Annotated in this window: 11 protein-coding genes; 3 read left to right on the plus strand and 8 right to left on the minus strand. The window is 56.5% G+C overall.

What is annotated here, in order from left to right:
• Position 1: 1 nt before the first annotated feature.
• The 4 genes from ribD to ACR0LI_RS07675 form a co-directional block, all read right to left on the minus strand.
• On the minus strand, positions 2–1102 hold the full coding sequence (ribD, locus tag ACR0LI_RS07660; protein ID WP_480718273.1) for a bifunctional diaminohydroxyphosphoribosylaminopyrimidine deaminase/5-amino-6-(5-phosphoribosylamino)uracil reductase RibD: 1101 nt from the start codon (positions 1100–1102) through the stop codon (positions 2–4).
• Entirely contained in the window at positions 1099–1569 is a 471-nt protein-coding gene (gene nrdR / locus ACR0LI_RS07665) for a transcriptional regulator NrdR (RefSeq protein WP_117869416.1), read from the minus strand. The genes ribD and nrdR overlap by 4 nt, the downstream gene beginning before the upstream one ends.
• 120 nt (positions 1570–1689) lie before the next feature.
• Positions 1690–2103 carry a secondary thiamine-phosphate synthase enzyme YjbQ gene (locus tag ACR0LI_RS07670; RefSeq protein ID WP_480718274.1) on the minus strand — a complete coding sequence of 138 codons (414 nt, stop codon included), beginning with the start codon at positions 2101–2103 and terminating at the stop codon, positions 1690–1692.
• A gap of 21 nt (positions 2104–2124) precedes the next feature.
• The gene (locus tag ACR0LI_RS07675) at positions 2125–2529 is read right to left on the minus strand and encodes a hypothetical protein (protein WP_480718275.1); all 405 of its coding nucleotides are present in this window, start codon (positions 2527–2529) and stop codon (positions 2125–2127) included.
• Positions 2530–2987: 458 nt separating this feature from the next.
• Between ACR0LI_RS07675 and ACR0LI_RS07680 the strand changes: the two genes are divergently transcribed.
• The gene (locus ACR0LI_RS07680) at positions 2988–4028 is read left to right on the plus strand and encodes a helix-turn-helix domain-containing protein (protein WP_480487156.1); all 1041 of its coding nucleotides are present in this window, start codon (positions 2988–2990) and stop codon (positions 4026–4028) included.
• A gap of 161 nt (positions 4029–4189) precedes the next feature.
• Here ACR0LI_RS07680 and rpoD read toward each other — a convergent pair whose 3' ends face one another.
• From rpoD to ACR0LI_RS07700, 4 genes are all read right to left on the minus strand, one after another.
• On the minus strand, positions 4190–6178 hold the full coding sequence (gene rpoD / locus ACR0LI_RS07685; protein WP_171633431.1) for an RNA polymerase sigma factor RpoD: 1989 nt from the start codon (positions 6176–6178) through the stop codon (positions 4190–4192).
• Positions 6179–6291: 113 nt separating this feature from the next.
• Complete coding sequence (dnaG, locus tag ACR0LI_RS07690; RefSeq protein ID WP_171723527.1) at positions 6292–8238, minus strand: DNA primase; 1947 nt, start codon at positions 8236–8238, stop codon at positions 6292–6294.
• A gap of 80 nt (positions 8239–8318) precedes the next feature.
• The gene (locus ACR0LI_RS07695) at positions 8319–8615 is read right to left on the minus strand and encodes a hypothetical protein (RefSeq protein WP_152457544.1); all 297 of its coding nucleotides are present in this window, start codon (positions 8613–8615) and stop codon (positions 8319–8321) included.
• Between the two features lie 119 nt (positions 8616–8734).
• Positions 8735–10165, minus strand: a complete 1431-nt coding sequence (locus ACR0LI_RS07700; protein ID WP_209833491.1) for a Glu/Leu/Phe/Val family dehydrogenase — start codon at positions 10163–10165, stop codon at positions 8735–8737.
• A 335-nt stretch (positions 10166–10500) separates the two neighbouring features.
• Here ACR0LI_RS07700 and ACR0LI_RS07705 point away from each other — a divergent pair, with 335 nt between their 5' ends.
• The gene (locus ACR0LI_RS07705) at positions 10501–12138 is read left to right on the plus strand and encodes a Tad domain-containing protein (RefSeq protein WP_480718276.1); all 1638 of its coding nucleotides are present in this window, start codon (positions 10501–10503) and stop codon (positions 12136–12138) included.
• Complete coding sequence (locus ACR0LI_RS07710; protein ID WP_171723530.1) at positions 12135–12665, plus strand: TadE/TadG family type IV pilus assembly protein; 531 nt, start codon at positions 12135–12137, stop codon at positions 12663–12665. The genes ACR0LI_RS07705 and ACR0LI_RS07710 overlap by 4 nt, the downstream gene beginning before the upstream one ends.
• Positions 12666–12669 lie beyond the last annotated feature (4 nt).

A 12669-nucleotide genomic window follows, 5' to 3' on the forward strand; every position in this document is an offset into this window, starting at 1 on the left:
CTTATTCCGACGCTCTGCGCCAACGATGCAATACATCCCCACCGACCGCCTGCGTCTCGATCAATTCGAATCTGGGGGCGGCCTCCAGCGTTTCCAGACCTAGTGTCCCGACCGCGGCCAGGCCTTCGGCCCCGATGGTTAAGCCGGCAGTGAACCCGATCAGCTCGTCCACCAGATCTTCGGCCAGCAGCGAGGCCGCAAGCGCGGCCCCGCCTTCGCAGAAGACACTGGTCAAACCGGCCTGACCCAGTTGCTGAAGCAGATCCACCGCGTCGATATGGTGATCTTTCAACGCACAGGGGATCAGCTTTGCCCCCAATCCCTCCCACGCCTTTGCACGTTCGGCATCCGGGTGATGCGCATGGCAGAGCCAGACAGGTATCTTTGAGGCTGTGCGCGCCAGCTGCCCCATCAGAGAAATATCCATATGGCGGGACACCACGACGCGGACGGGTTGATGCTCAACGCCAAGATCCCGCACGGTCAGCGAGGGGTCGTCGGCGCGCGCCGTCCCTGCCCCGACCATCACCGCATCGTGACGTGCACGCATGGCATGGACCACACGACGTGCCTGCGGTCCGGTGATCCATTGGCTGTGCCCTGTCGAGGTTGCGATGCGCCCGTCAAAACTGCTGGCCATCTTCAGCGTCACAAAAGGCCGGCCTTGTTCAGTCTTGAGGAAAAAGCCTTCCAGATCCCGTTCTGCCTGTTCCGCAAGAACGCCAGTTACAACGTCAATTCCCGCCTCGCGCAACATGGCAAAACCCTGCCCGGCCACGCGCGGATCGCTGTCTTCGACAGCGGCCACAACACGGGATACTCCTGCTGCAATCAAGGCCTCGGCGCAGGGCGGCGTTTTGCCGTGATGGGCACAAGGTTCCAGCGTTACATAGGCGGTCGCACCACGCGCACCCTGCCCGGCCTGAGCCAAGGCTTCGGTCTCGGCATGAGGGCGGCCACCCGGCTGTGTCCAGCCCCGCCCGATGATCCGGTCATCACGAACGATGACACACCCCACAGCGGGGTTCGGCCAGCACATCCCCTGACCGCGCCGCCCCAAAGACAGGGCAAGCGCCATGAATCGCTTATCTGTTTCGTTCACTCGTCAGTCGAAGGCTGCGGCGGGCGCAGTTCGTGGACGAACTCCTCGAAATCATCGGCCGCCTGGAAATTCTTGTACACACTCGCAAAGCGAACATAGGCGACAGTGTCGATCCTCGCCAGAGCTTCCATAACGATCTCACCGATCTTGTTGGACGGGATATCCGTGTCGCCCATGCTTTCCAGACGGCGCACGATGCCCGAAATCATCTGATCGATCCGTTCGGGATCAACGGGGCGTTTCTGCATCGAGATGCGGATCGAACGCTCCAGCTTGTCGCGATCGAAATCTTCGCGTTTACCATTGGTCTTTATGACAACCAGATCACGCAGTTGCACACGTTCGTAGGTCGTGAACCGTCCGCCACAGGCCGGACAGAACCGGCGTCGGCGGATTGCCACGTGGTCCTCTGCCGGGCGTGAATCTTTCACCTGAGTGTCGATATTTCCGCAAAACGGGCAGCGCATCCGCCGTCTCCTCGTCCCATGTTCGGCCTCTTTTTGTAAGCGCTGCGGCTTACTTATCCACAACTATAGGGCAGCCGCTAGGGTTTGGGTAGTCGGAAATTCAAACCGCTAAATAGTGGGTCAGGCCAGATACGCCGCAACCTTCCTTTGATGCGGCGCAGTGCGGTGTTCAAACAGGTAAATCCCTTGCCATGTTCCCAGAACGGGTCGTCCCTGCGACACCGGGATCGTCAACGAAACCGGCAAGAGCGCGGCCTTGATATGCGCAGGCATATCGTCCGGGCCTTCATAGGTGTGCCGCAGATACGACATGGCGGGATTGTCTGACGGTGGAACCAGCCGTTCGAAGAACGCCTGAAGATCTGTTTGAACTTCGGGGTCCGCGTTTTCCTGAATCAGCAATGAGCAGGAAGTGTGGCGAACGAACAGGGTCAAGACCCCATCTTTCGCCACCCGTTCAAGCCATTGCAGAACGTCGGACGTGAAATCGTAAAGCCCCGGTCCATGGGTGTGCAAAATGAACTCGGTCTGCATCGTGACTATCCTGCGGGTTGGTCAGTCGTTGAAGAACGGTCGATAATTACACCGTGCATTCGCACCTTGTACAGATTCACTGTTGCCAGGCTGAAACCCGAACGAGACAAAGCTGCTTGGTTGTGCATCGACCGTTTGAGGCGGCTTGATGGAAAACTGAACCGCTGTTCTGCGACCGGTTGTGACACTGGGCCCGTATCCTCGCAACACGTAAATCCGGTCCGTCCAGCCCAATCCCAAGGTTCGACGTGCATAATCCGCGGCGGCGCACCAATAGCCTTCGGCGCGCATGTCGCCGCGGGGGATGACCTCGAAATCAGTGGCGTTTATGGGTTCAGTTCGAAACCCGTTCCGCGCAGCGTCTGCTGTCAATGGAACACTGAAGGCCAAGGCTGCCAACGCGGCGAAAGTGTATGACTGTTTCATGGTAAATTCTTCCCTGATTGCTTGTTCCAAATTGTGACCTCTGAATAGGTTAGTCGAACTTCACTGCGCGCACAGGGTGCCTCACGATCAATTCAGCCCGCCTGGTACATAGCGTGATCCGGCGTGAGCCAGCCTTGACAGCGGATCAGCAGGCCCAAGCCCGGCGTCGCAGAACAACGCGTCACTTGCAGAAAAAGAGCGTGCCGGGGAGCCCTGAGCAGAGATTGGTGATTTCTCCGAGGCTCTGACCTCATCCCTATGAAGGTCCCGACCCGGCAACAAAGCTGATTTGGACAGCCGCGCGCTACACTTCATGCGCGTTCCGGTCAAAACCTTTCGAGAACTTGCCAACAAGTAGTACTCAAGTGCAAAATCCTTTCTGCCAAAAGCCAAAGTCAACAAAGGGATTTCCCTGATAAACTGTTAATGTATTTGAGAACGTAAGGTGTTGTACCACGATGGATGTAGATATCGACCGACTACATTTTTTGATCCAGGCGCTGGATCGCCACGCCGGCAACAGCGAAGTATCCCAGCGGGTATTGCAACAGACCGGGCTGTGTCAGCAGGATATCGCGCCCCCTGCCGCAGTCTACAGCGCACATAAAGAGGCCCTGTTCATCCGGCACGCCTGTGACGCCGTTGGTGACATCACATTTGCGGCGCGCACTGGGCTCGAGGTCACGTCGGCCTCGACCGTAACAGGGTATATCAGTAAATACTCACGCGATTTGAGGCAGGTGATGGAAAACCTGTCCCGTTTTCATGGCATCATCGATCCGGCCATCGGGCTCAGCTTTCGTGTTGCCGGCAACTTCGCGGCCCTTGAGGCCGATTGGAAAGACGCCAGCTTTGCCCGCTATCATCGGCGCACGGAATTCCTGTTGTTCGCTGCGCTGGCCAGGATGAGAAACCTCACGCAGGTGAAGTTGCACCCGATCGAGATGCGCTTTCAGCACAAAGTTGGAAGCCACGCCAAAACCTACGAAAAGCTGACAGGCTGCCCGGTGGTTTTCAACGCTGAAAAGATCGAGATCATTCTGCCGCTATCTGCGCTGGAATTGAAAGTGCCGACCTATGATCCAAAGCTGCGTGAGCATTTGCTGGAATACGGTGAACGTCTGCTGGCCGAAAAACCACCCCCCAAGCACAAGACCCGCGCCCGTGTCGAAGGTCTGATCACCCGATCCCTGCCCGGCGCAATCCTGCAAGCCGAAGATGCGGCGGCTGATCTGGGGATGAGCCTCAGAACCTTCAGTCGACGCCTCAAGGATGAAGGCACAAGCTATCGCGATATTGTGGACGATCTAAGATGTGATCTGGCCCAGACTTTCATCACAAATGGCATGACTCTGTCTGAAATCTCATACGCGCTGGGGTATGCCGATCAGGCTGCTTTTTCGACCGCCTTCAAACGGTGGACAGGTCAGCCGCCCAGCGCCTTCAAGACCCGAGTGGAACATCCCATTCGGACAGCTGGCCGGGGGTCATCAGCCTGAAAAACCTCGCCCCGGCCTGTCCCATGAGTGGACAAGACCGATATAGAAAGGCACACCACCACGGCCTTGTGCTATCGCGCCAACGTGATGCGAGAACCAGCCAATGTGAACAAAAAAAGGCGCCTCTGACGGGGCGCCTTTGTTCTGATAGATCTTTGTTCTTATTGATCCAGGAAAGACCGGAGTTTTCGTGAACGGCTGGGATGCTTCAGCTTCCGCAGCGCCTTGGCCTCGATCTGACGGATCCGTTCGCGGGTCACGCTGAACTGTTGGCCGACTTCTTCCAAAGTATGGTCGGTGTTCATACCGATGCCAAAACGCATCCGCAGAACCCGTTCTTCGCGCGGGGTGAGCGAGGCCAGAACCCTTGTGGTGGTTTCCTTGAGGTTTTCCTGAATGGCGCTGTCCAGGGGCAGCACGGCATTCTTGTCCTCGATGAAATCGCCCAGTTGGCTGTCTTCCTCGTCGCCGATGGGTGTTTCCAGAGAAATCGGCTCTTTGGCGATCTTCATCACCTTGCGCACCTTCTCGAGCGGCATCTGCAGCTTTTCGGCCAGTTCTTCCGGCGTCGGCTCGCGGCCGATTTCATGCAGCATCTGACGGCCCGTGCGCACCAGCTTGTTGATCGTTTCGATCATGTGAACCGGAATACGGATCGTGCGGGCCTGATCCGCGATCGAGCGGGTGATCGCCTGGCGGATCCACCAGGTCGCATAGGTCGAGAACTTATAGCCACGACGGTATTCGAACTTGTCCACCGCCTTCATCAGGCCGATGTTGCCTTCCTGAATAAGATCAAGGAATTGCAGGCCACGGTTGGTGTACTTTTTGGCGATCGAGATCACCAGGCGCAGGTTGGCTTCGACCATTTCCTTCTTGGCCTGCCGCGCCTCTTTCTCGCCCTTCTGAACCTGCTGCACGATACGGCGGAATTCCGAGATATCCAGACCGACATACTGGCCGACCTGAGCCATGTCGTTGCGCAGCTCTTCGACCTTCGCGGTCGAGCGTTCGATGAACATCTGCCATCCCCGGCCCGGCTTTTCGGCCATCTCGGCCAGCCAGTTCGGATCCAGTTCACGGCCCCGATACGCTTCGATGAACTCACGGCGGTTGATGCGTGCCTGATCGGCCAGCTTGACCATCGCGCTGTCCAGAGACATGACGCGGCGGTTGATGCCATAAAGCTGGTCGATCAGCGCCTCGATCCGGTTGTTGTGCAGGTGAAGGCCATTCACCAGTTCGACGATCTCAGCCCGCAGTTTCTGATAGGTTTCTTCATCCTTTTCACTGAACGTACCGTCTTCGTTCAGCGTGGCCGAAATCCGGCTGTCCTGCATTTCAGACAGCATCGAGAAGTCGGTCGAGATACGCTCCAACGTGGTCAAGACCTGATCCTTCAGCGCCGCTTCCATCGCGGCCAGCGACATGTTGGCCTGATCGTCGTCATCGTCATCGTCATCGTTGTTCAGCGGGTTGCCATCCGCATCCAGCTCGGGGCCGGTATCCTTGGCTGGCTTGTTCGCCTGCACGGCCGAGGTATCGACGACCGGCTCTTCAACGTCACCGTCTTCGTCCAACTGGTTTCCGAACGTGGTTTCCAGATCAATGACGTCCCGCAAAAGAATGTCTTCGGACAACAATTCGTCATGCCAGATTGTGATCGCCTGAAAGGTCAGCGGGCTTTCACACAGGCCCGCAATCATCGTGTTGCGACCGGCTTCGATCCGCTTGGCGATTGCGATCTCACCCTCGCGGCTCAGCAGTTCGACCGACCCCATCTCACGCAGATACATGCGCACAGGGTCGTCGGTGCGATCCAGCTTTTCTGTACCGGAACCGGCCAGTGCAACCTCACGGTTGCTTTCCGCGGCAACCAGTTCGGTCGATCCTTTGTTCTCTTCTTCTTCGGCCTCTTCATCTTCGATGATGTTGATGCCCATCTCGGACAGCATCGACATTACGTCTTCGATCTGTTCCGAACTGACCTGATCAGGCGGCAAGACCTGATTGAGCTGGTCGTAGGTAATGTAACCTTTCTCGCGAGCCTCGGCGATCATCTTCTTGACGTTCGCTTGGCTCATGTCCAGCGAGATTTCCTGTTCCTGCTCGTCGGATTTGCGGTCTTCGTTCGTATCCTTGGCGGCCATTCAATGCTCCTGCAGGGATGGGTGATTCGTCTCAGCCGAATCATTAGCGCGTATAAGTGATTCGGCCACCCGTTTACCCGTTTTTCTTTTCCAGTGCCTTACGAAAACACCACTTATCGGCGTTTCCGCTCGAATTTGATGCCAGACATGATCGCCGCAAACGCGTCTTTCTCGTCACGATTGATTCGCGCCCCATTGTCAGCAATGTCGAAAACGGCCCTATCCTCGTTCTGGCTTCGACTCGTGCGGTTGCGCTCTTCGGCGGCTTGCGCCAGCCGGTAAGTCAGCGCCTCATCGGGCAGATCAGACAACTCTTCTGCCGCTTCGGCAATCTCGGCATCCAACCCCCGGAGCGCTTTGATCTTTGCGAGTTCCTCGGCCAGTGTCATCTCGGCCTTTTCAACGTCGCCTGGCTTGGACACACAGGGGATGACTGCCACATGGCGAAGGGTCAGCAGGTTTTCAAGGGCGTCAGGCCCCATTGATGCGATAATGTGGTCTTTCAGGTTGTCCGGGTCATCAATTGCGTGACGCAGGACAGCATCGCGCAATGCCGCATAGTCAGGATTGTGACATTCCATTTCTTCCAACTGTTGCTCAAATTGGACAACAACCTTGGGATTCAGAATTGAGATCGCCAGAATAGCGGCTTCGCGCAGCTGGATATCCGCGTTTTCCGATGAGGCCAGAAACGAACTGCGCGCGCCCGGCGTCGCGGTCTGCTGCGGCTGCCATTTTCCCCGCGGTTGCCACGGACGGTTTTGAGGTTGTCGTCGCGGGCGGAACAGTTGCCAGCGCAGGTCTTTGATTTCCTGACCGTAATGCAAGCGGATCGAGGGATCTTGGATCAGCTTGATCTTGTCCCGCAGTGCCTTGTCCAGTGCTGCCTTGCGTTCCGGGCTGTCGAATACCTTTCCTTCGGTTTCGCGCTGCCACAACAGTTTGACCATCGGTATGGCCCCTTCCAGAACGGCCTGAACGGCGCCCGGGCCTTCTGTGCGCAACAGATCGTCCGGGTCCTTGCCTTCGGGCATCAAGGCAAAACGCAAGGATTTTCCGGCCTCCAGCAGCGGCAGTGCCAGATCAACCGCCCGCATGGCCGCCCGCAGACCCGCGGCATCCCCGTCTAGTGCAATGATCGGTTCATCCGCGATCCGCCAGAGCAGGTGCAACTGATGTTCAGTAATGGCCGTTCCCAAAGGTGCAACCGACGCGCTAAACCCCGCCTCGGCCAGCGCGATCACGTCCATATACCCTTCGGCCACAATCAGCGGCTGCCCTTTGCCCGCCGCCTGCCGCGCCGGACCTTGATTGTAAAGGCTGCGCCCCTTGTCGAACAACTCGGTCTCGGGCGAGTTCAGGTATTTCGCGTTGTCATTCGGATCCATCGCGCGGCCACCGAATGCAATGCAGCGCCCACGCGGATCCCGGATCGGGAACAATATCCGGTTGCGGAAGGTGTCATAGGGTTTTTTGCCTTTGTTTGAAGGCTTGGCCAGCCCGGCGCCAAGGATCAGTTCCTCTGGGATGCTCTTGCCGCGCAGGTGATCCCAAAGCGCCTGCCAACTGTCCGGCGCAAACCCGATCTCCCACCGATCCAGCGCGCTTTGATCCAAACCCCGGCGCGACAGGTAATCCCGTGCCTCTGCCCCCGCCGCTGTTTTCAGCTGCAAGCGGAAAAACTGCACCGCCTGTTCCATCACATCGGCAAGCTGACTGCGGCGATCCTGCTTTTCCTGTGCTTTCGGATCCCGCGCAGGCATCGGCATGCCAGCCTCTCGGGCGAGGATTTCAACCGCTTCGATGAACGAAACATTTTCCGTTTCTTTCACAAAGCTGATCGCGTCGCCCTTGGCGTGACAGCCGAAGCAGTAATAAAACCCCTTCTGATCATCGACATGGAATGAGGCCGTCTTTTCGTGATGAAACGGGCAAGGCGCCCACATGTCACCTTTGCCTTGATTGGATTTGCGCTGATCCCACATCACCTTGCGCCCGACGACCTGAGACAGGCTCAGGCGGGTGCGCAGTTCATCCAGAAATCCGGGGGGCAGTGACATATGTCAAACCTGACAGAAACAGGAACGCGCGCCAAGGGGATGGCGCGCGTTTGTCCACAGGGAAATGTCCGGGCTGTGGATTATTGCTGCAAACACAACTCAAGCCAAGCAGCGCCCAGATCCTTTTTGCGCACATCGCGCATCTTTTGTTCATAGACCCACGGCGTGATCAACGGAATCGCGGCATTGTAGTTCTCGGGCCATGTCGGGCCACTATCCGCCACGGCTTGCGCCACATCGCGTTCTTTCACGCGGTCCAGCCGCGCCTTTTGGATCGCGGCCACCACATCCGCCTGATATTTGCAGCTTTGTTCCTTAGTTTCCTGAGCGGCCAAAGGGGTGGCCAGTAGAGCCGCGACAATGGCTATACGCAACATGGAGGTCTCCGGGATTCGTTTCTCTGAGTGTCTACTATCCGTCAAACTAACGGGCCGCCATCGACATTCAAGCCGCAGCGCGAACCGGCGGGGCGAAATGATCACCCCGCCCGCCTGATTTACAGCCCCTTGGCGCGATAGCTTTTGGCCACGCGGTCGATCGCCACGATATAGGCCGCAGTACGCAGGTCTTCGACATCGTCGCGGCTGTGCCACACTTCACGCATGGACTGGTAGGCGATCCGCATCGTGTCATCGAGGCCCGAGCGCACCAGTTCAAGCTCATCGGCACCCTTGAGGTATTTTGCTTTAAAGTCCGGAGACATCGACCACGCGTCACCCAGATACCTGTCCAGCCGCTCCAGTTCGCTGACGATCAGTTCATGTCGCGCCTCTTCCTGGCGGCGCTGCATCCGGCCGAAACGAATGTGGCTTAGATTCTTGACCCATTCAAAATAAGACACCGTCACACCACCCGCGTTGGCATACATATCCGGGATGATAACGGTGCCTTTCTTGCGAAGAATCTCATCCGCGCCAGCGGTGACCGGGCCATTCGCTGCCTCGATGATCAAAGGTGCCTTGATCCGCTCGGCGTTGGAAAGGTTGATGACACCCTCAAGGGCAGCCGGGATCAGAATGTCGCACTCAGCCTCCAGAACGCTTGCACCTTCCGCTGAATGAGTCGCGTCCGGATAATCCTTGACGCCGCCATGCTTGACGATCCACTGGCGGACGGCTTCGACGTCGATACCATCCGGGTTATAGAGCGCTCCGTCCCATTCAATGATACCTACAACGCGTGAACCGTCTTCCTCGCTCAGAAACTTCGCGGCGTGATACCCCACGTTGCCGAGCCCCTGCACCACAACACGCTTGCCGTCCAGCTTGCCCGACAGGCCGGCCGTCTTGACGTCTTCGGGGTGACGGAAAAATTCACGCAGAGCGTATTGAATGCCGCGTCCGGTCGCTTCGACCCGCCCGGCGATGCCACCTGCGTTCAATGGCTTGCCGGTCACACAGGCCCGTGCATTGATGTCGGTGGTGTTCATCCGCGCGTATTGGTCCGCCATCCAGGCCATCTCGCGTTCGCCCGTTCCCATGTCGGGCGCCGGAACGTTCTGCGACGGGTTGATCAGATCCCGCTTGGCAAGTTCATAGGCAAAGCGGCGCGTGATCTGTTCCAGTTCGTGTTCTTCGTATTTCCGCGGATCAATGCAAAGACCGCCTTTTGATCCGCCAAAAGGCGTTTCGACAAGAGCACATTTGTACGTCATCAACGCAGCCAGCGCTTCGACCTCATCCTGATTCACCGCAGTGGCATAGCGAATGCCGCCTTTGACCGGCTCCATATGTTCGGAATGGACAGACCTGTACCCGGTGAAGGTGTGGATCTCACCGCGCAGACGCACACCGAACCGAACTGTGTAGGTCGCGTTGCAAACCCGGATTTTCTGCTCCAGCCCCGGCGGCAGTTCCATCAGGGCGGCCGCCCTGTTGAACATCAGGTCAACACTCTGGCGAAAGCTTGGTTCTTGGATGCCGGTCATAAAATCCTCCGTACCGCTGGATGACGAAACGTCATGACGTTTTGTCGCACCACTCAAGTCTGGCTGCAATCAAACAATGCACTTTTTTTCATCACCTACCTAACACAGACTTGAGTTTCTGATGGTGAGTCGCCCAATCCGGTCAATCGCTTAACGGATTGTTTTCATTTCATCGACAGACCATGGGAAAACGTGAAAATTATACCCCCTGAGCGCCCAAAAAGGCCAAAACCAAGCCTTTTTCGCCCAATTCACGCCACGTTTGAAAATTAACTTTGTCCCAAATCTCTTTTTCTTTGACGCACGAATTCGACGTGTGAAGCGGAGTAACCAGAATGCTGAATTCCTTGCTTTGTAACGACGGCTCGAAACCGAAGCGCAACACGTTCAAATTAGAGCAGTTCGCTCGCAACGAAGATGGCGCCTTCACTATTTTCGTATTATTTATGGTGGTCCTGATGCTGGCGATTACCGGCATGGCCATGGATGTCATGAAATATGAACGCGACCGTGCCAGCCTGCAATCCACACTGGATCGCGCTGTGCTTGCCGCCGCGGACCTCGACCAGGACCTTCCCGCCAAGGCGGTCGTCGATTCTTACATGGACAAGGCCGGGTTGGGCAATTTGAACGCCATTACGACGGTTGTTGAAGGTTTCGGCTCCAAAAAAGTAAGTGCTACAGCCGAAGCCGTTGTTCCAACCCGCTATCTGAGGTTCGGCAAAGTCACCGAACTGGGTCTCGTTGCGACCAGTGCAGCTGAAGAATCCATTGGCGCCGTTGAAATCTCATTGATTCTCGACATCTCCGGCTCAATGTCGCGCTCGTCTGCCACACCATCGAAGACAAAAATCGCAGTTTTGAGAGAAGCTGCGTCAGAATTTGTCAGGCTCATGCTGGACAAACCGAACGAAACGCAGATTTCAATCTCGATTGTTCCTTACGCAACGCAGGTCAACGCAGGAGCATCGATTCTGGACAAGTTCACGAATGTCACCCAAGAACACAGCTATTCGCACTGCGTAAACTTCATTCCAGAACAGTACAGCGATTCTGATCTGGAACGGGATGACACCCTCGAACGCACCGCGCACTTCGATCCTTTCACCTATTCTGAAGGGACTATCGACCTGCCCGTTTGTCCGGTCCGCGCAGGAAGTGCAATCACCCCTGTCACCGACAATATGAACAAACTGCTTGCCCAGATTGCGTCCCTCACCCCAGGTGGGAACACATCAATCGACATCGGTATGAAGTGGGGTACTGCCCTGCTGGATCCGAGTATGCGCGGAATTGTTCGCGACCTGTCGCTGGAACAGGATCCGTCCCATGCAGGCACAACAATTGTGCCATCAAAATTCTCGGCCCGTCCCTCGGACTATGGCACCGACGTTCTGAAGATCGCCATTGTTATGACCGATGGTCAGAACACCGATCAATACATGCTTAACCCATCGCTGCGCGAAGGTATGTCAGACGTCTGGTACAACCCGGAAGCTGATGAATACACCGTGTACCACTCTCAGGGTCGTCCGAATTTTTTCTGGCCTCAGCAAGATGTTTGGGCGGATCATCCCTACGGAAACCCGGAACCTGAGACGCAGCTGAACGAAGAACCTGGAACAGCCGTTCGGTTGTCATATCCTGAACTGTTTAACCGAGTATCTTTGGCATGGAACGCACGGTACAACTATTACTGGCAGTCCAGCGGTTGGGCGGAATGGTATTCCAAGGCTTACGAGAAAGTTGAAACGTCGGCCAAGAACCAGCGCACCAAGCACATTTGTGATGCGGCCAAAGATCAGGGAATCATCGTTTACGGTATCGCGTTCGAGGCGCCCAGAAGCGGGTACAGGACCCTCAAAGACTGTGCCAGCTCTGACAGCCACATCTATGACGTAAGTGGCCTGAACCTTGAAAAAGCCTTTGAATCCATCGCATCGTCGATCCGCAAACTGAGGCTAACCCAATGATCAGCGGAAAACTGTCGCAACTCCGCCTGTTTCGGCAATCCGAGGCAGGGAATGCGACAATCGAGTTCATCATGCTCGTACCCTTCTTCCTGGCGCTTCTCGTGGCAGGAGCCGAACTGTCCATCATCACAATGCGGCATGCTGCTTTGGAGCGTGGGGTGGACCTGATCGTAAGGGATATTCGGCTGGGTACGGGTACGGACTGGAATCACGACGTGATCAGGGATCGGATTTGCGAAGTGTCCGGAATCAAGGATTGTACAGGGAATTTGCGACTACAAATGGTCAAGCAGGACGCGTTCGCTGGTATCGTGCTTTCAGACAGCATCCCCTGCACGGACAGTTCCGAAGATCCCAAGCCGGTTTTGGATTTCAAAAGCGGCCAATCCAATGAGTTGATGATCCTGCGAGCCTGCCTGCGTATAGATCCGGTTCTTGAGACCTCAGCCATTGCCAAGCTTGTCCCGGACGCTACCGGCCACTATGCGGTGACCGCAACAACGGCATTCGTACAGGAGCCAGAGTAAGATC

Source organism: Ruegeria sp. CL7, from assembly GCF_056536445.1.